This is a genomic window from Xanthomonas sp. DAR 34887 (assembly GCF_041245805.1).
Classification (GTDB): Bacteria; Pseudomonadota; Gammaproteobacteria; order Xanthomonadales; family Xanthomonadaceae; genus Xanthomonas_A; species Xanthomonas_A tesorieronis.
The window spans coordinates 1,920,544-1,939,274 of record NZ_CP162490.1 but is presented as its reverse complement, the minus strand read 5'-3'; the positions used below and the strand labels follow the sequence as shown (position 1 = coordinate 1,939,274).

At 68.1% G+C, this 18,731-nt stretch carries 16 protein-coding genes; 13 read left to right on the top strand and 3 right to left on the bottom strand.

Annotated features, from left to right (window positions below):
* Nucleotides 1-56: 56 nt before the first annotated feature.
* The 11 genes from bamA (at nucleotide 57) to AB3X08_RS08135 (ending at nucleotide 14,754) form a co-directional block, all read left to right on the top strand.
* A complete protein-coding gene (gene bamA, locus AB3X08_RS08185; protein ID WP_369937517.1) occupies nucleotides 57-2,462 on the top strand; it encodes an outer membrane protein assembly factor BamA in 2,406 nt (801 codons plus the stop codon).
* 197 nt (nucleotides 2,463-2,659) lie between these two features.
* Nucleotides 2,660-3,616 (top strand): IS1595 family transposase, encoded by a 957-nt coding sequence (locus AB3X08_RS08180; protein WP_369933329.1) that lies wholly within the window; start codon nucleotides 2,660-2,662, stop codon nucleotides 3,614-3,616.
* Nucleotides 3,617-3,786: 170 nt separating this feature from the next.
* Nucleotides 3,787-4,809, top strand: a complete 1,023-nt coding sequence (gene lpxD / locus AB3X08_RS08175) for a UDP-3-O-(3-hydroxymyristoyl)glucosamine N-acyltransferase (protein ID WP_369937516.1) — start codon at nucleotides 3,787-3,789, stop codon at nucleotides 4,807-4,809.
* Nucleotides 4,806-5,273 (top strand): 3-hydroxyacyl-ACP dehydratase FabZ, encoded by a 468-nt coding sequence (gene fabZ / locus AB3X08_RS08170; RefSeq protein WP_369937514.1) that lies wholly within the window; start codon nucleotides 4,806-4,808, stop codon nucleotides 5,271-5,273. Before lpxD ends, fabZ begins: the two co-directional genes overlap by 4 nt.
* A gap of 19 nt (nucleotides 5,274-5,292) precedes the next feature.
* Complete coding sequence (lpxA, locus tag AB3X08_RS08165) at nucleotides 5,293-6,084, top strand: acyl-ACP--UDP-N-acetylglucosamine O-acyltransferase (RefSeq protein ID WP_369937513.1); 792 nt, start codon at nucleotides 5,293-5,295, stop codon at nucleotides 6,082-6,084.
* A complete protein-coding gene (gene lpxB, locus AB3X08_RS08160) occupies nucleotides 6,081-7,391 on the top strand; it encodes a lipid-A-disaccharide synthase (RefSeq protein ID WP_369937512.1) in 1,311 nt (436 codons plus the stop codon). The genes lpxA and lpxB overlap by 4 nt, the downstream gene beginning before the upstream one ends.
* Entirely contained in the window at nucleotides 7,388-8,128 is a 741-nt protein-coding gene (locus AB3X08_RS08155) for a ribonuclease HII (protein ID WP_369937510.1), read from the top strand. The genes lpxB and AB3X08_RS08155 overlap by 4 nt, the downstream gene beginning before the upstream one ends.
* Nucleotides 8,129-8,366: 238 nt before the next feature.
* Nucleotides 8,367-11,960, top strand: coding sequence for a DNA polymerase III subunit alpha (dnaE, locus tag AB3X08_RS08150; RefSeq protein ID WP_369937509.1), 3,594 nt, complete (start codon nucleotides 8,367-8,369; stop codon nucleotides 11,958-11,960).
* A 52-nt stretch (nucleotides 11,961-12,012) separates the two neighbouring features.
* Nucleotides 12,013-12,909 (top strand): hypothetical protein, encoded by an 897-nt coding sequence (locus tag AB3X08_RS08145; protein ID WP_369937508.1) that lies wholly within the window; start codon nucleotides 12,013-12,015, stop codon nucleotides 12,907-12,909.
* A 108-nt stretch (nucleotides 12,910-13,017) separates the two neighbouring features.
* Nucleotides 13,018-13,977, top strand: a complete 960-nt coding sequence (locus AB3X08_RS08140; protein ID WP_369937507.1) for an acetyl-CoA carboxylase carboxyltransferase subunit alpha — start codon at nucleotides 13,018-13,020, stop codon at nucleotides 13,975-13,977.
* A 24-nt stretch (nucleotides 13,978-14,001) separates the two neighbouring features.
* Complete coding sequence (locus AB3X08_RS08135; protein WP_369937506.1) at nucleotides 14,002-14,754, top strand: tetratricopeptide repeat protein; 753 nt, start codon at nucleotides 14,002-14,004, stop codon at nucleotides 14,752-14,754.
* Between the two features lie 64 nt (nucleotides 14,755-14,818).
* Here the strand turns inward: AB3X08_RS08135 and AB3X08_RS08130 are convergent, their stop codons facing one another.
* Nucleotides 14,819-15,274: a CopD family protein gene (locus AB3X08_RS08130; protein WP_369937504.1), complete on the bottom strand. Its 456-nt coding sequence runs from the start codon at nucleotides 15,272-15,274 to the stop codon at nucleotides 14,819-14,821.
* An 80-nt stretch (nucleotides 15,275-15,354) separates the two neighbouring features.
* On the opposite strand from AB3X08_RS08130, the gene AB3X08_RS08125 reads away from it, so the two are divergent.
* Both AB3X08_RS08125 and AB3X08_RS08120 read left to right on the top strand, forming a co-directional pair.
* Nucleotides 15,355-15,960 (top strand): class I SAM-dependent DNA methyltransferase, encoded by a 606-nt coding sequence (locus AB3X08_RS08125; protein WP_369937503.1) that lies wholly within the window; start codon nucleotides 15,355-15,357, stop codon nucleotides 15,958-15,960.
* A gap of 63 nt (nucleotides 15,961-16,023) precedes the next feature.
* Nucleotides 16,024-17,334 (top strand): polyhydroxyalkanoate depolymerase, encoded by a 1,311-nt coding sequence (locus tag AB3X08_RS08120; protein WP_369937501.1) that lies wholly within the window; start codon nucleotides 16,024-16,026, stop codon nucleotides 17,332-17,334.
* Between the two features lie 39 nt (nucleotides 17,335-17,373).
* Here the strand turns inward: AB3X08_RS08120 and AB3X08_RS08115 are convergent, their stop codons facing one another.
* A complete protein-coding gene (locus AB3X08_RS08115) occupies nucleotides 17,374-18,300 on the bottom strand; it encodes a sensor domain-containing protein (RefSeq protein WP_369937499.1) in 927 nt (308 codons plus the stop codon).
* Complete coding sequence (locus AB3X08_RS08110) at nucleotides 18,297-18,662, bottom strand: PadR family transcriptional regulator (RefSeq protein WP_369937497.1); 366 nt, start codon at nucleotides 18,660-18,662, stop codon at nucleotides 18,297-18,299. The genes AB3X08_RS08115 and AB3X08_RS08110 overlap by 4 nt, the downstream gene beginning before the upstream one ends.
* Nucleotides 18,663-18,731 lie beyond the last annotated feature (69 nt).

The following is an 18,731-nucleotide window of genomic DNA, read 5'->3' as shown; positions in this document are numbered from 1 at the left end:
CGTCGTCTTACGCCGGCGCCCATGCAACAACGATATCGACCTCTACCGGACGTGACATGACGAGATTTCCCACTCGCCGCCTGCTAGCCCTCGCCCTCGCCGCCAGCCTCAGCCTGCCGGCTCTGGCCCAGGCGACGGAGCCCTTCACCGCCAGCGACATCCGCGTCGATGGGCTGCAACGCATCTCTTCCGGCACCGTGTTCACCTATCTTCCGGTGGAACGCGGCGACACGGTCGACGATGCCAAGGTCGGCGAATCGATCCGCGCGCTGTACCGCACCGGCTTCTTCGAGGACGTGCAGGTCGATCGCCAGGGCAACATCCTGGTGGTCACGGTCAAGGAACGCCCGGCGATCAACAAGCTGACCGTCACCGGCAACAAGGACATCAAGAGCGAAGAGCTGCTCAAGGGCCTGTCCGACATCGGCCTGACAGAGGGCGGCACCTTCGACCGGCTGAGCCTGGATCGCGTGACCCAGGAACTGACCCGCCAGTACAACAACCGCGGCAAGTACAACGTCGAGATCACCCCGACGGTGAGCCCGCTGGACCGCAACCGGGTCGACGTGGCGATCGCGATCAAGGAAGGCAAGGCCGCCAAGATCCAGCACGTCAACCTGATCGGCACCGAGAAGTTCGCCACCGAGGACATCCTGGAGAACTGGGAGTCGCGCGAGCACAACTGGCTGTCGTGGTACCGCCGCGACGACCAGTACTCCAAGGAAAAGCTGTCCGGCGACCTGGAGAAGCTCAACTCCTGGTACCTGGACCGCGGCTACGTCGATTTCAGCGTCGATTCCACCCAGGTGGCGATCAGCCCCGACAAGCGCGACATGTACCTGACCGCCGGCATCACCGAGGGCGAGCAGTACAAGATCTCCGACATCAAGGTCACCGGCGACACCGTGCTGCCGCAGGAAGAGGTCGAGAAGCTGGTGATCCCGAAGCCGGGCGACACCTTCTCGCGCGCGCTGCTGGAATTCAGCTCCGACGCGATCACCAACACCCTGAGCAACATCGGCTACGCCTTCGCCAAGGTCAACCCGATCCCCACCACCGACCGCGAGAAGCGCACCGTCGCGATCAACCTGCAGGTGGTGCCGGGCCCGCGCGTGTCGGTCCGCCGCATCGTGTTCAAGGGCAACACCCGCACCTCCGACGAGGTGCTGCGCCGCGAGATGCGCCAGTTCGAGAACAGCTGGTACTCGCAGGCCGCGATCGACCGCTCCAAGATCCGCCTGCAGCGCCTGGGCTACTTCGAATCGGTGGACGTGGAAACGCCGCCGGTCCCGGGCAGCAACGACAAGGTCGACGTGGTCTACAGCGTCAAGGAAACCACCTCGGGCAGCTTCACCTTCGGCCTGGGCTATTCGCAGACCTACGGCGTGACCACCTCGGTGCAGCTGTCGCAGAACAACTTCCTGGGCGGCGGCAACCGCGTCTCGGTGGACGCCTCGCGCAGCAGCTACCAGGAGCGCTACGCGTTCTCCTACACCAACCCGTTCTTCACCGACGACGGCGTGTCGCTGGGCTACAACGTGTCCTGGCGCAAGCTGGACTACTCCGACTTCGGCACCGCGCAGTACAACAGCAAGAACGGCGCGGCGCAGGTGATCTTCGGCGTGCCGATCACCGAGAACGACACCGTGTCGGTGATGTTCGGCGTCGACAGCAACCAGATCACCACCTACGCCGGCTACACCCCGCAGGCGATCATCAACTACATCGACGCGATGGGCACGCGCACCTTCCACGCCTGGCGCAGCGAACTGGGCTGGGCGCGCGACACCCGCAACGACTACTTCATGCCGACCCGCGGCATGTACCAGCGCATCGGCCTGGAAGCCACCCTGCCCGGTTCCACCGTCGAGTACTGGAAGCTGAACTATCAGATCTCCAAGTACTGGCCGATCATCCCCGCGATCGTGCTCAATACCCGCGCCGAATTCGGCTACGGCGACAGCTACGGCAGCGACGTCTCGCGCGACATTTGCGGCACCGTCACCAGCACCGGTTATACGGAGCAGACCTGCAACGGCTCCAACCTGATACGTCACGTCACCGCCTCGGGCCTGCCGTTCTACGAGAACTTCTACGCCGGCGGCACCAACTCGGTGCGCGGCTTCGAGGACAACACGCTCGGTCCGCGTTCGGAAGCCACCGCCTCGTACAGCCGCGGGCAGCCGCTGGGTGGCTCGTTCAAGACCGTGGGCTCGGCGGAACTGTACTTCCCGAAGCTGTTCGACAGCCCCTCGGCGCGCGTCTCCGCGTTCGTCGACGTCGGCAATGTGTTCAACGGCGTGGACAACTACAAGACCAACGAACTGCGTGCCTCCACCGGCGTGGCGTTGCTGTGGCGCGCACCGGTCGGCCCGATCTCGATCAGCTACGCGATTCCGCTGAAGAAGGAAGACAACGACGAGATCGAGCGTCTGCAGTTCACCTTTGGCGGGCAGTTCTAAAGAACTGCCCACCCGCCGCCAGGGCGTTGCCCTGGCGGCCCAGGTTTTCGCGTTGCGAAAACCTGGCTGGGGTTTGGCCCGCCTAATCCCCGCGCCTTCGGCGCGCCCCCCCTTTACAAAACCTGATTAGCGTCGAATCTCAGCTGCTGATGCGTGACAGGTGCACCCTTGCTGCCGGTTCTCTTGGAGAGGCAGTCATGGCGATGAATCGTGTGCAGTTCCAGCGGGGGATGTCCTTACCGCAGTTCCTGCAGCATTACGGCACTGAGGAGCAGTGCGTGTCCGCGCTGCTGCGCAACCGCTGGCCTGACGGTTTCGTCTGTCCGCGCTGTGGCCAGCGGGCGGCCAGTCAGTTCCAGCGCGGGCACCAGCGGCTGTGGCAATGCCGGCAGTGCCGCGCCCAGACCAGCCTGACGGCGGGCACCGTGCTGGCCGACACCAAATTGCCGCTGCGTCTGTGGTGGATGGCGATGTATCTGCTGAGCCAGGCCAAGAACGGGATTTCGGCCCTGGAGCTGATGCGCCACCTGGACGTGTGCTACCGCACGGCTTGGCGCATCAAGCACAAGCTGATGGCGGCTATGGCTGAGCGGGAAGGCCAACGTCAGTTGGCCGGCTGGGTGCAGATCGACGATGCCTATCTGGGTGGGGAGCGCGCGCGCGGCAGCGGTGCCGAACAGTGGACCAACAAGATCCCGTTCATTGCCGCCGTGGAGACGCGACAAGGTCGGCCGGGATGCGTCCGGTTTGACTGGGTCGGCAGCTTCTGCCGCGATGCTGTCCATCGCTGGGCCCAGCAAGCCCTGGCGCCGGGAACCCACGTTCTCAGCGATGGGCTGACCGCCTTCACCGCCGTCACCTGGGCCGGTATGAGCCATGAGCCGATCGTGACCGGCACCGGGCGCAAATCGGTACAACAGCCCGCTCTGAAATGGGTCAACACGATCCTGGGGAATCTCAAGACCGCCCTTGGCGGCACCCACCATGCCATCGCCTTCGGCAAATACGGTCTGCGCTACCTGCGCGCGCACCAATATCAGGTCAACCGGCGCTTCAACTTGGCCGCGATCCTTGACCAACTCGGCTTGGCTTCCATGGCCACTCATGCCATCCCGGAGCGCGCTCTGCGCGCTCCGGCTGAGATTCGACGCTAATCAGGTTTACAAAAGGGGGCTTTTCTCCAGTTGGTCAAATGCGGTCTGGCCAACGACGGGCCTGTTCGCGACTGGTTGGGCGCGGCCATACGCATTGGCCGATCCTGCCCGCACTGTCTACTGGACGAGCGCAGCATGACCGTGCCGGTGGCACACGGTAGAATCCCCGCGTGAATACTCCTTCCCATACCGCACACGAGATCGCCGAGCGCTTCGGGCTGCAGGTGCATGGCGACGGCGCCGTGGCCGTGCATGGCGTCGCCACGCTGGCGCATGCCGGCCCCGGCCAGCTCAGTTTCCTCGCCAATCCGCGCTATCGCGCGCAGCTCGCCGACAGCGCCGCGGCGGTGGTGGTGCTGCGCGCCGACGATGCCGAAGCGGCGCGCGGCACCGCGCTGATCGCGCGCGACCCGTACGTCGCGTTCGCCAAGATCGCCGCGCTGTTCGACGTGGCGCCCACGCGGCCGCCCGGCATCCATCCCAGTGCCAGCATCGACCCCAGCGCGCAGATCGCCGCCAGCGCGCACATCGGCGCCTTCGTCAGCATCGGCGCGCGCAGCGTGATCGGCGACGGCTGCGTGATCGGCCCGGGCTGCGTGGTCGGCGACGACTGCCAGGTCGGCGACGGCTGCGAACTGATCGCCCGCGTCACCCTGGTCACCCGCGTGCGCCTGGGCAAGCGCGTGCGCATCCATCCGGGCGCGGTACTCGGCGCCGACGGCTTCGGCCTGGCGATGGACGCCGGCCACTGGATCAAGGTGCCGCAGCTCGGCGGCGTGAGCATCGGCGACGATTGCGAGATCGGCGCCAACGCCTGCGTCGATCGTGGCGCGCTGGAAGACACCACGCTCGAGGAAGACGTGCGCCTGGACAACCTGGTGCAGATCGCGCACAACGTTCACATCGGCGCGCACAGCGCGATCGCCGGCTGCACCGGCATCGCCGGCAGCGCCAAGATCGGCCGCTACTGCATGCTCGGCGGCGCGGTCGGCGTGGTCGGCCACCTGGAAATCTGCGACAAGGTGGTGATCACCGGCAAGTCGGTGGTGCGCAATTCCATCCATGAGCCGGGCGAGTATTCCTCCGGCACCCCGTTGACCGACAACCGCACGTGGCGCAAGAACGCCGCGCGCTTCAAGCAGCTCGATGCCCTGGCCCGTCGCATCCTGTCTGTCCGCAAGGAGAACGAATGAGCCACAGCCACCACCATGCGCATTGCCTGCCGGACATCACGCAGATCCAGGCGTTGATCCCCCACCGCTACCCGTTCCTGCTGGTGGACAAGGTGATCTCGCTCGATTTCGAGAACCGCAGGATCGTCGCGCACAAGAATGTCAGCGTGAACGAGCCGTTCTTCCAGGGCCATTTTCCCGGCCAGCCGATCATGCCCGGCGTGCTGATCATCGAGGCGCTGGCCCAGGCCGGCGGCATCCTGACCCAGCTGGCGCTGGGCCGCGACGCGCAGTCCAAGCTGTTCTACATGGTCAAGGTGGACAAGGCGCGTTTCAGCAGCCAGGTCGTCCCCGGCGACGTGCTGGAACTGCACGTGGACATCAAGCGGGTGATCCGCAACATGGCGGTGTACTACGGCGAGGCGAAGGTCGACGGCAAGGTCGTCGCCTGCGCCGAGGTGCTGTGCGCCGGCACCCGCGAATGAGCCAGGCAGGAGACCTGCAATGAGCGACAACGCCCCTCTCATCCATCCCACCGCGGTGATCGACCCGTCGGCGACGCTGGGGACCAACGTGCGTGTCGGCGCCTTCAGCCTGATCGGCGCCGACGTCGAGATCGGCGACGGCAGCGTGATCGGCCCGCACTGCAGCGTCATCGGCCCGACCCGGATCGGCCGCGACAACCATTTGGTCGGCCATGTCGCGCTGGGCGGCGATCCGCAGGACAAGAAGTTCGCCGGCGAACGCACCGAACTGGTGATCGGCGACCGCAACGTGATCCGCGAGTTCGTTACCGTCAGCCGCGGCACCGGCAACGGCGGCGGCATCACCCGCGTCGGCAACGACAACTGGTTCCTGGCCTACACCCACGTCGCCCACGACTGCGTGGTCGGCGACCACTGCGTGTTCTCCAACAACACCACCCTCGCCGGCCACGTGCATGTCGGAAATCATGTGATCATCAGCGGCTTCGCCGGCGCGCACCAGTTCTGCCGCATCGGCGATCACGCCTTCCTCGGCATGGGCGCGCTGATCAATGGCGACGTGCCGCCGTTCACCATGGTCGGCGGCAACTCGCTGGGCCGCCCGCGCGGCATCAACAGCGAAGGCCTCAAGCGCCGCGGCTTCGATACCGAACGCCTGGCGGCGATCAAGCGCGCCTACCGCGCGCTGTACGTGGCCGGCCTGCCGCTGGCCGAGGCCAAGCAGCAGCTGGCGGTGCTGGCCGAAAGCAGCGAGGACGTGCGCGCGATGCTGGAATTCATCGAAGCCAGCGAGCGGCCGTTGTTGCGATGAATGCGGGAAGCCGGGATTCGGGATTCGGGATTGGCAAGGGCGGTATCGCCGTCGCCGGTAGCGCCGCTTCCGCTGTTGCGAATCCCCAATCCCCAATCCCCAATCCCGGCGCAGCCAAGCTGCGCATCGCCCTGGTCGCCGGCGAAGCCTCCGGCGACCAGCTCGGTGCCGGGCTGATCGAGGCGCTGCGCGCGCGCTATCCGGACGCCGAATTCGCCGGCATCGGCGGCGACGCGATGCGCGGCGCCGGCTGCCAGACCTGGTTCGATGCCAGCGAGCTGGCGGTGATGGGGCTGCTGGAGGTGCTGCGGCATCTGCCGCGGCTGCTGAAACTGCGCCGCGAGCTGCGCCAGCGCCTGCTGGACTGGCGCCCGGACGTGTTCGTCGGCATCGATGCGCCCGACTTCAACCTGGCCGTGGAGCGCTGGCTCAAGCAGCGCGGCATCCGCACCGTGCATTACGTGAGCCCGTCGGTGTGGGCCTGGCGCGAACGGCGTGCGGCCAAGATCGGCGCCAGCGCCGACCGGGTGCTGTGCCTGTTCCCGATGGAACCGCCGATCTACGCCAAACACGGCGTGGATGCGCGCTTCGTCGGCCACCCGATGGCCGACGCGATCGCGCTGCATGGCGATCGCGAGGCGGCGCGCGCCGAACTCGGCCTGCCGGCCGGCGCGACCGTGCTGGCGGTGCTGCCGGGCAGCCGCCTGGGCGAGATCGGCCGGCTCGGCGATACCTTCTTCGCCGCCGCCTGGCAGGTGCTGCAACGCACGCCCGGCGCGCACGTGGTGGTGCCGGCGGCCAATCCCGCGTGCAAGGCCTTGCTGGCCGAGCAGCTGTCGCGCTCGGCGTTGCCGGTGGTGTATTCGCACCTGCTCGACGGCCAGGCCCGCACCGCCCTGCTCGCCGCCGACGTGGTGCTGCTGGCGTCCGGCACCGCGACGCTGGAGGCGATGCTGGTAAAGCGGCCGATGGTGGTCGGCTACAAGGTCGCGCCGCTGACCTACCGCATCGTCAAGGCGCTGGGCCTGCTGAAGGTCGACCGCTACGCGCTGCCCAACATCCTCGCCGGCCGCGACCTGGCGCCGGAACTGATGCAGGACGCCTGCACCCCGGACGCCCTCGCCGCCGCGCTGCTGCACTGGCTGCGCGATCCGCAGGCGGTGGCCGCGCTGCAGCCCGAGTACGCGCGCCTGCACCAGCTGCTACGCCAGGACGCCTCGGCGCGTGCGGCCGATGCGGTGCTGGAGCTGCTGGAGAGCCGGGAATCGGGAACGGGGAATGGGGAACGGTCAGGAGCAACGGCATGAAGCGCTTCGTTCCGCCACCGTCGCCACAGCAGCCGCTTTTATCCCATTCCCCGTTCCCCACTCCCGATTCCCGGCTCTACGCCGGCGTCGACGAAGCCGGGCGTGGCCCGCTGGCCGGGCCGGTGGCGGTCGCCGCAGTGGTGTTCGATCCGGCGCGGCCGCGCATCAACGGCTTGAACGACTCCAAGCAGCTCACCGCCGAGCGCCGCGAGCAGTTGTATGCGCGCATCGTCGAGCGCGCGCTGGCATGGTCGGTGGTGCTGATCGACAACGAGGAGATCGACCGCATCAACATCTACCAGGCGACGATGCTCGGCATGCGCCGCGCGGTCGAGGGCGTGGCCCACGTCGCCCGGTTCGCGCGCATCGACGGCAACCGCATCCCCAAGGGCCTGCCCTGCGCGGCCGAGGCGCTGGTCGGCGGCGACGCGCGCGACCGCGCGATCATGGCCGCCTCGATCGTCGCCAAGGTGACCCGCGACCGGCTGATGCGGCAATTGCACGAGCAGCACCCGCACTACCGCTTCGACCTGCACAAGGGCTACAGCACGCCGGCGCATCTCGCGGCGCTGCAGGCCCACGGCCCATGCCCGCAGCACCGGCGCAGCTTCGCGCCGGTGCGCCGTGCGCTCGGGCTGGACACGACGTCCGGCGCCTGGGACGTGCCCTGCGAGGAGGAGGAGGAGGCGGACTTGCTGGACACGGCGGCGGATCGCGCGCTGCTGATCGCCGGATGAACCCCGCCGGCGCCGACCGGCGCGGCCATCGGCATGCGGCGCGAACCGGGCAGCCGGCGGCGAGCGGCCGGGGCGTCGCGCGGCAGCGAGGGCGCACTTCGGCGCGGTCACGCCCGCACAGCTGAACAGGAGCGTCCGTCCATCGGCGGCGCGAGCCCCGCTGCCGCCCATCGCCCTGTCAAGCCTTGTTCGCTCCGCCCCCCGCCGCTAACCTGACCGGGCATCGTCCTGGTTCCGCATGTCCACTTCCCGCTTCGCTCATCTGCACGTCCACACCGAGTTCTCGCTGGCGGATTCGACCATCCGTGTGCCCGAGAAACCGGATCAGGCCGACCCGAAGAAGGCCAAGCAGGCCAACCTGCTCAGCCGTGCGGTCGAACTGGAATTGCCCGCGCTCGCGGTCACCGACCTGAACAACCTGTTCGCGCTGGTCAAGTTCTACAAGGCCGCCGAAGGCGTGGGCATCAAGCCGATCGCCGGCGCCGACCTGCTGATCGCCGACAGCCCCGGCGAGACGCCGTGGCGGCTCACCGTGCTGTGCCGCAACCGCGACGGCTACCTGAGCCTGTCGCGGCTGCTGACCCGCGCCTGGCTGGAAGGCCACCGCAACGAAGGCGGCGTGGCGATCCGCCCGGAGTGGCTGCAGACCGGCAGCGACAATCTGTTCGCGCTGGCCGGGCGTGACAGCCTGGCCGGGCGCCTGGCCAGCGAAGGCCGCCACGATCTGGCCGAGCAGCAACTGGCCGACTGGCAACGCATCTTCGGCGACGGCCTGCACCTGGAACTGACCCGCACCGGCCGCGACGGCGAGGAAGCGTTCAACCAGTTCGCGCTGCACGCCGCCGGCATGCGCGGGCTGCCGGTGATCGCCAGCAACGACGTGCGCTTCCTGTACGCCAGCGACTTCGCCGCGCACGAAGCGCGCGTGTGCATCTCCTCCGGCCGCGTGCTCGACGATCCCAAGCGCCCGCGCGACTACAGCGACCAGCAATACCTGAAGTCGTCGCAGGAAATGGCCGCGCTGTTCGCCGACATTCCCGACGCCATCGACAACACGCTGGCGCTGGCGCAGCGCTGCAACATCGAGATGCAACTGGGCACCTACTTCCTGCCCGCGTATCCGGTGCCCGACAACGAGACGCTGGACAGCTGGATCCGCAGCCAATCGCGCGACGGCCTGGCCGCGCGCCTGGAGAAGAATCCGCTGGCGCCGGGCAAGACCCGCCAAGACTACGCCGACCGGCTCGAGTTCGAGCTGGACACCATCATCAAGATGGGCTTCCCCGGCTACTTCCTGATCGTGGCCGACTTCATCCAGTGGGGCAAGAACCAGGGCATTCCGATCGGCCCGGGCCGCGGTTCCGGCGCCGGCTCGCTGGTGGCCTGGGCGCTGCAGATCACCGACCTGGATCCGCTGCCGTACAACCTGCTGTTCGAGCGCTTCCTCAACCCCGAACGCGTGTCGATGCCCGACTTCGACATCGACTTCTGCATGGACCGCCGCGACGAGGTCATCGACTACGTCGCGCGCAAGTACGGCCGCGACCGGGTCAGCCAGATCATCACCTACGGCACCATGGCGGCCAAGGCGGTGGTACGCGACTGCGGCCGCGTGCTCGGCTTCCCGTACGGCCTGGTCGACGGCGTGGCCAAGCTGATTCCCAACATCCTCGGCATCACGCTGAAGGACGCGATGGGCGAAGGCAAGGACAGCGAGATGGCCTCGCCGGAGCTGATCCAGCGCTACCAGAGCGAGGACGACGTCCGCGACCTGATGGACCTGGCGCGGCAGCTGGAGGACCTGACACGCAACGCCGGCAAGCACGCCGGCGGCGTGGTCATCGCACCGACGCCGCTGTCGGACTTCTGCCCGCTGTTCGCCGAACACGACGTCGACAACCTGGGCAAGAACCCGGTCACCCAGTTCGACAAGGACGACGTCGAGCAGGTCGGCCTGGTCAAGTTCGACTTCCTCGGCCTGCGCACGCTGACCATCATCGACTGGGCGGTGAAGGCGATCAACGTGCGCCATGCGCGCGCCGGCATCCCGCCGGTGGACATCACCGCGATCCCGCTGGACGACGCGCCCACCTACAAGGGCATCTTCGCCTCGGGCAACACCGGCGCGGTGTTCCAGTTCGAATCCTCGGGCATGCGCCGGCTGCTGAAGGACGCCAAGCCAGACCGCTTCGAAGACCTGATCGCGCTGGTGTCGCTGTACCGCCCCGGCCCAATGGACCTGATCCCGGACTTCAACGCGCGCAAGCACGGCCAGCAGGAGATCGTCTACCCCGATCCGCGCACCGAAGCGATCCTGAAAGACACCTACGGCATCATGGTGTACCAGGAGCAGGTGATGCAGATGGCGCAGATCGTCGGCGCCTACTCGCTGGGCGGCGCCGACCTGTTGCGCCGCGCGATGGGCAAGAAGGTGCCGGCCGAGATGGCCAAGCACCGCGAGATCTTCCGCGAGGGCGCGGCCAAGGGCGGCGTCGGCGAAGCCAAGGCCGACGAAATCTTCGACCTGATGGAGAAGTTCGCCGGCTACGGCTTCAACAAGTCGCACGCCGCCGCCTACGCGCTGGTCAGCTACCAGACCGCGTGGCTGAAGCGGCACTATCCGGCCGAGTTCATGGCCGCGACGCTGTCCTCGGACATGGACAACACCGACAAGGTGGTCGGCTTCCTCGACGAGGTGCGCAACCTCGGCCTGACCGTGCTGCCGCCGCGCATCAACGCCTCGGCCTACATGTTCGCCGCGGCCACCCCGGACACCATCCAGTACGGCCTGGGCGCGATCAAGGGCGTGGGCCGCGGCGCCTGCGAGGCGATCGTGGCCGAGCGCGAGCGCGGCGGCGAATACGCCTCGCTGCTGGATTTCTGCACCCGCGTGGAATCGGCCAAGCTCAACAAGCGCACCCTGGAAGCGCTGATCAACGCCGGCGCGATGGACGGGCTGGGCAGCAACCGCGCCACGCTGATGCTGCAGCTGCCGGAGGTGATGAAGGCCACCGAACAGATGGCGCGCGAGCGCGCCTCCGGGCAGAACTCGCTGTTCGGCGGCGCCGACACCAGCGCCCCGGCGCTGCGCCTGGACCTGCCGGAAAGCAAGGAATGGCCGCTGGGCCAGCTGCTGACCGGGGAGCGCGAGACGCTGGGCTTCTACCTCAGCGGCCACCCGTTCGATCCCTACCGCGAGGAAGTGCGCGAGCTGGTCGGCTGCGACCTGAGCGCGTTGGAAAAGATCTGCGCGCAATCCGGCGGCGGACGCGGTGGTGGCGGCGACGGCGAAAAACGCGCCTGGCGCCCGGAAACCAGCGCGATCCTCGCCGGCCAGGTGGTCGGGGTGCGGCGCAAGGGCGACAGCCAGGTGTTCGTGCAGCTCGAGGACGGCCGCGGCCGGGTCGAGTGCAGCGCGTTCACCGACGCCATCGCCGAGTTCGGCCACCTGCTCACCCGCGACCGCATCCTGATCGTCAAGGGCGGCGTGCGCGAGGACGAATTCAACGGCGGCTATGCGATGCGCATCCGCCAGTGCTGGGACTACGAGCAGATCTGCACCCACTACGCGCAGCGCCTGTCGTTGCGCCTGGACCTGCGCCAGCGCAGCACCTGGCCGCGCATCGACGCCCTGCTGGCGCGCCACCGCCCCGGCAAGACCCCGCTGCGCCTGGACCTGCTGCTGCAATCCGAACAAGGCGCCGTCGCCGGCATGCTCGACCTCAACGGCAGCCATTCGGTGCGCGTGGACCCGCAGCTGTTGGATACGCTGCGCGCCGATCCGGGGGTGCGCGCGGTGAAGGTCAAGTACAACCCGCCGTGGGCGACCTGAGCCTGCGCCGCCCGCGCAGCGCCGCCCTCCTCCCTGCAAGCGAGCACGCGCCATGACCCGTTTCCTGATCCTGTTGGCATGCGCCGCGCTGCTCGGCGGCTGCGGCGAAGCAAAGCAGCGCTTCGTGGTCGACAATCCGACCGCCGCGCCGCTGCGCATCGTCGTCGACGACCAGGCCTACGACGTGGCCGCGGACGCTTCGACCGCGCTCGACCTGGCGCCCGGCGCGCACCGGCTGCGCACCGCGGCGCTGGGCGAGGTGCCCTTCATCGTCTACGCCGGCGGCAAGGGAGGACTGATCAACCCGACCCTGTCCGACTACGTGATCGGCCGCGAGATCTACGTCACCGACGCCTCCAAGCTGAAGAACTTCGGCACGGTGGAGGACACGCTGACCCTGCAGGGCGTGACCGTCCGCGGCCCGTTCGAGGCGCGGCATGCGCTGTTCATCGGCAAGCAGTGGGACTACGGGCTGCGCGAGGCGTTTCCCGAGCGCACCGTGGCCTACGTCGCCGACCGCGGCGGCAACATCAAGTCCAAGCTGTTCGGCCCCGCCGAGTTCATCGCCTACTACGAAGCGGTCAGCGGCCAGCCGGGCTATTTCGCGCAGCATCGCGCACCGGGCTGGCAGCCGCCGCCACGCGCGTCGGAGATCGCGCCCGCGGCGCTGCCGCCGCTGGCGCCGGCGTTCGAGGCGCATGCGGCGCCGCTGCGCCAGCTCCACGCGCGCTACCTGCGCGCCTCCGATCCGGCGCAGCAGCGCCAGCTGCAGAAGGACTACTTCCAGGCCATGCTGCAGTTCACCGCCGCCACCGCCACGCTCGGCGCCGATCTTGGCCCCGAGGCGAACCAGGCGCGCAATGACTTCGTGCTGCAGCTCGGCCAGACCTTCGGCAGCCCGGCGCTGATCGCCGCCGCGCCGGCGGCGGCCGCCGGCCCGCGTCGCTGATCGCAGGCTGCGCCGCCCCGTTCCCGCGCCACGGCAACCGCACGGCCCCGTACGGGTCGGCCGCAGCCGTTCGGCTACACTTGCCGCTTTAGTTCACGACGGTTTCCAATGAATCCGAACTACCTCGACTTCGAGCAACCCATCGCCGATCTGGAAGCCAAGATCCAGGAACTGCGCAACGCCAGCACCGGCCCGGCGGTCAATGTCGAGACCGAAGTGCGCGCCCTGCAGGACAAGCTGCGCGTGCGCACCGCGCAGATCTTCCGCGACCTGTCGTCGTGGCAGATCTCGCAGCTGGCGCGGCATCCGCAGCGTCCGTACACGCTGGACTACATCAACGTGTTCTGCGACGAATTCCAGGAACTGGCCGGCGACCGCGCGTACGCCGACGACAAGGCCATCGTCGGCGGCCTCGGCCGCATCGACGGGCGGCCGGTGGTCATCATCGGCCACCAGAAGGGCCGCGATACCAAGAGCAAGGTCGCGCGCAACTTCGGCATGCCGCGTCCGGAGGGCTACCGCAAGGCGCTGCGGCTGATGAAGCTGGCCGAGCGCTTCAAGCTGCCGCTGCTGACCTTCATCGACACCCCCGGCGCCTATCCGGGCATCGGCGCGGAAGAACGCGGGCAGAGCGAGGCGATCGCGCGCAACCTGCTGGAGATGGCCGAACTGAAGGTGCCGGTGATCTGCACCGTGATCGGCGAAGGCGGCTCCGGCGGCGCGCTGGCGATCGGCGTCGGCGACCGCACGCTGATGCTGGAATACGGCACCTATTCGGTGATCTCGCCGGAAGGCTGCGCCTCGATCCTGTGGAAGGACGCCGGCAAGGCCAAGGACGCCGCCGAGCAACTGGGCTTGACCGCCAAGCGCCTGTCCGCGCTGGGCCTGGTCGACAAGGTGGTGCGCGAGCCGATCGGTGGCGCGCATCGCAACCCCACGCAGATGGCCAGGCGCCTGAAGGCGGTGCTGCTCAACGAACTGGACGCGCTGGAAAAACTGCCGGTCGAACAACTACTGCAGAAGCGCTACGAGCGCCTGCGCAGCTATGGGGCGTACGAAGCGGCCTGATCGCAGCACAAGGAAGCCTTGTCCATGAATCCCGTCGTCCTGCTGTCGCTGGCCTTGCAGCTGGCCTGCTGCGTGCACGTGGTGCGCAGCGGCCGCCCGCTGTACTGGATCTTCATCCTGCTGATCTTTTCGTATCTGGGAATCCTGATCTACGTGATCGCCGAGCTGCTGCCGGAATGGCGCAACGATCCGCGCGCGCGCCGCCACCTGCGCAAGGTCGGCGCCAAGCTCGATCCGAACCGCGACAAGCGCACCGCCGGCAATCGCCTGGAACTGGCCGACACCGTGGACAACCGCCGGCAGCTGGCCGAGGTGCACCTGGACAACGGCGACTACGCGCAGGCCGCCGAGGTGTTCGAGAGCGGATTGCGCGGCATCCACCGCGACGACCCGGGGCTGTTGCTGGGACTGGCCAAGGCGCAGTTCGGCCTGGACCGGCCGGCCGAGGTGAAAGCCACGCTGGACCGGCTGATCGCCGCCAACCCGCAGTTCCGCTCGCACGACGGCCACCTGCTGTACGCGCGCGCCACCGAGGCGCTGGGCGACACCGACGCGGCGCTGGAAGAATACGCCGCGCTCGCCGACGACTACCCCGGCGAAGAAGCGCGCGTGCGCTACGCGCAACTGCTGCAGCGCGCGGGCCAGCCGCAACGCGCGCGCGAAGTGCTCAACGAAGTGCTGAAGCGCTCCAGCCTGGCCCCGCGCTACTACCAGCGCGACCAACGCCAATGGATCGACCTGGCCCGCAGCGAACTGAAACAGCTCGATAGCCGCTAACGCCTATCGGCCCGGAAAGGATCGGCCATCAGGATTTTTCCAATCCCCAATCCCCAATCCCAGCTCAAAACGGCTTCGCCAACACCAACCAGATCACCACCAGCAACGCCAGCACCGGCAGTTCGTTGAACAGGCGCAGCGCGCGCGAGGACGGCAATGCGCGCGCCTGCGTCACGCCCTTGAGCCAGCGTCCGCTGAAGATGAAATACGCCAGGATCAGCGCCACCAGGCCCAGCTTGGCGTGCAGCCAGCCGCTGTGGCCGGGCGCGACCATGGTCGGGAAATCCGGCAACACCTTGTAGCCCAGCCACAGCGTCAACCCCAGCAGCAGCGCCAGGCCGAACACCATGTGGCCGAAGCGGTACAGGCGCCGCCCCATCAACACCAGCCGCGCCTGCACCTCCGGCTGGCCGGCGCTCTCGGCGATGTTGACCAGGATCCGCGGCAGGTAGAACACCGACGCCATCCATGCCACCACGAACAGCAGGTGCAGGGACTTGATCCACAGATAGAGTTGCATGCTGGCTCCGGGGCGCTGGCGTAGGATGTCACGCCATTTTCGCCGATTCGCCTCGCGCCCGCACGGACCACGACCCCCGCATGGACAAACAGTACGACGCCGACTATTTCCAGCGCTGGTATCGCCGCGACGGCATCGGCGGCAACGCGCGCCTGGCGCGCAAGGTCGCCCTCGCCGTCGCCCAGGCCGAGTACTACCTGGAACGGCCGATCCGCAGCGTGCTCGACATCGGCTGCGGCGAAGGCGCGTGGCGCGCGCCGCTGCTGAAGCTGCGGCCGAAACTCAGCTACCTGGGCTTCGACAGCAGCGAGTACGCGGTGGCGCGCTACGGCCGCCAGCGCAACCTGCACCCGGCCCGCTTCGGCGATTTCGCCTGGCTGCGGCCGTGCGCGCCGGTGGACCTGCTGGTGTGTTCGGACGTGCTGCACTACGTGCCCAGCCGCGAATTGCGCCAGGGCCTGCCGGGGCTGGCCGACCTGTGCGGCGGGGTCGCGTTCCTGGAGACCTTCGCCATGGAGGACGACTTCGACGGCGACCATGCGGGATTCCAGCCGCGTCAGGCGCGCTGGTACCGGCGCCAGTTTGGTGCGCTCGGGCTGCGTCCGGTCGGCAGTCATTGCTGGCTGTCGCCAGCGCTGGCGGGGGATGCGGCGGCGCTGGAGACGATTGGTCTGGTGCCCCATTAAGGTGCAACCACACCGGATAGGATATGCTGCACGGCAGCATACGCTCAGGATGGAAACACCGGCATGCTCTACCAGTGGCACGAACTGACCCGCAACCTGCTCGCCCCCTGGGTCCACCAGGCAGCGGCCAACGCCAAGATCTTCTCCGACGCCAATAGCCTGTGGGCCACGCTCCCGGGCGCCGAGCGTCTGGCCGCCACCAACGAACTGCTGCACCGGCTCGGCAAGGACTACGAGAAGCCGGCCTGGGCGCTGGACCATGTCGAGGTCGACGGCCACCCGCTGCCGATCGTCGAGCAGGAAGTGCTGCGCAAGCCGTTCTGCCGCCTGCTGCGCTTCAAGCGTTTCAGCGACGACGCCAAGGTCGTGGCCGGACTCAAGCAGCAGCCCGCCGTGCTGGTGGTGGCGCCGCTGTCCGGACACCACGCCACGCTGTTGCGCGACACCGTGCGCACCTTGCTGCGCGACCACAAGGTCTACGTCACCGACTGGATCGACGCGCGCATGGTGCCGCAGAGCGAGGGCGACTTCGGCCTGGACGACTACGTCAATTACGTGCAGGACTTCATCCGCCACATCGGCGCCGACAAGCTGCACGTGATCAGCGTGTGCCAGCCGACCGTGCCGGTGCTGGCCGCGGTGTCGCTGATGGCCGGACGCGGCGAACCCACGCCGCGCTCGCTGGTGATGATGGGCGGGCCGATCGATGCGCGCCGCAGCCCGACCCAGGTCAACAACCTGGCCACGCGCAATCCGTTGTCGTGGTTCGAGCACAACGTCATCCACACCGTGCCGCAGGCGTATCCGGGGCACGGCCGCGCGGTGTATCCAGGTTTCCTGCAGCACACCGGCTTCCTGGCGATGAACCCCAGCCGGCACTTCATGTCGCACTGGGATTTCTACGCCAACCTGGTCAAGGGCGACCTTCAGGACGCGGAGGCGCACCGCCGGTTCTACGACGAATACAACGCGGTGCTGGACATGCCGGCGACCTACTACCTGGACACGATCCGGGTGGTGTTCCAGGAATTCCTGCTGCCGCGCGGGGAATGGGTGATCGGCGGCGAGCGCGTGGATCCGGCGGCGATCCGCGATACCGCCCTGCTCAGCATCGAAGGCGAACTGGACGACATCTCCGGCCTGGGCCAGACCGCCGCCGCGCAGGACCTGTGCACCGGCATCGCCGCGCACCGCCGCCAGCATCTGGAAGTGGAAGGCGCCGGCCACTACGGCATCTTCAGCGGCCGCCGCTGGCGCGACATCGTCTATCCGCAGGTGCGTGCGTTCATCGCCGCCAATGCAGCCGCCAGCGCGCAGGCGCCGAGCGGCAACGTCACCCCGCTCAAGCGCCGCGGCAGCCGCAAGGCCGGCTGAGCGCGCTGCGCCCGCGGCCGACGGCCGCGGGCGCCCCCATCATTGCGCCGCGCTGTGCACCAACAGGTGCTTGGCCAGCATGCCGTGCAGCTTGCCGACGCCGCGCGCCAGGTGCAGCGTGGCGAACAGCAACACGATGCCCAGCGCGCTGACCAGCGGCAGCAGCAACAGGCCGGGGCCGGCGAAGCCGATGTCGCCGAACGTCAGGCCCATGTGGATGTTGTCCGGAAACAGCGGGCCCAGCGGCGCCAGGGCCAGCCCCAATCCGGTGGCCAGCAGGGCGATGAAGACGGTGAAGTAGCAGATCCCCAGCGGCAGCATCAGCACGAAGTACAGCATCGTGGTCCAGGTACGCGCGTCGGTGAACATCTGCCCGATGCGCCGCAGCCAGGGTTGTGTGCGCTCGCTGTACAGCGGCCGCCGCGGCATGCGCTCGCCCAGCAGCACCTCGACGATACGCCCTTCCACCAGCGACAGCAGCCGTATCGAACCGAAGAACAGCACCAGCAACGGCACGCCGATGATCAACACCAGCAAGCCCAGCGAGACGTTGACCCCGGTGACCACCCAGGTGAAGTAGAAGATGCCGGTGACCAGCGCCAGCAGCATGTAGAACAGGGCGCCGTAGGCGCGCGGATCGGCGGCCACGCCGAAGAAGCGGCCGAGCAGCGACTTGCGCTTGGGCGGCGCCGGCGGCTTCAGCGCGCGGTTCACCGTGACCTCGGTGTCGCGGTAGATCGCCGCCACCTCCTCCGGCGCGCCGTAGCTGCCGGCGACTTCGGCGATGACCTCGGCCTCGCTCTTGCCGGCCTGCTCGGCCAACTCGGCGCGCAGGTATTCCTCCGCGTCGTACAACGCGTCCTGGACCAGCGCCGGGTCGGCCCCGGCCAGCGCCGCGCGCAGTTGCGCCAGGTAGTCGGGAATGGTGGCCGGCAATGGCCGTGCCTGGAGTTGTTCGCTGCTCATTCTGAAATCCCCTTCAGGACGGAATCGACGGAATCGCGGGTGGCGCGCCACGCCGCAGCCCACTGCTGCAAGGTGGCGTGGCCGTGTTCTGTGATGCGGTAGTAGCGCCGCGGCGGCCCCGCCACCGACGGTTCGACATGGCTGGACAACAGGCCGGCCGCTTCCAGATTGCGCAGCACCGGATACAGCGCGCTCTGCTTGCCGCTGAGCACGCCGTCGCCCACTTTTTCCAGGCGCTTGGCGATCAGATAGCCGTACATCGGTTCCTTGGCCTCGGCCAGCACCGCCAGCAGCGCGAGCGATACGGTGCCCGCGCTCAGCTCCTTCTGGAACTTCTTCAGCTGTGCATCCGGCTCGACCATGACCGCTCCCCCACTAGGATGGAATGCATACTAGTGTTGAGTTGGGTATAGCGAATGTGCCGGTAGTCA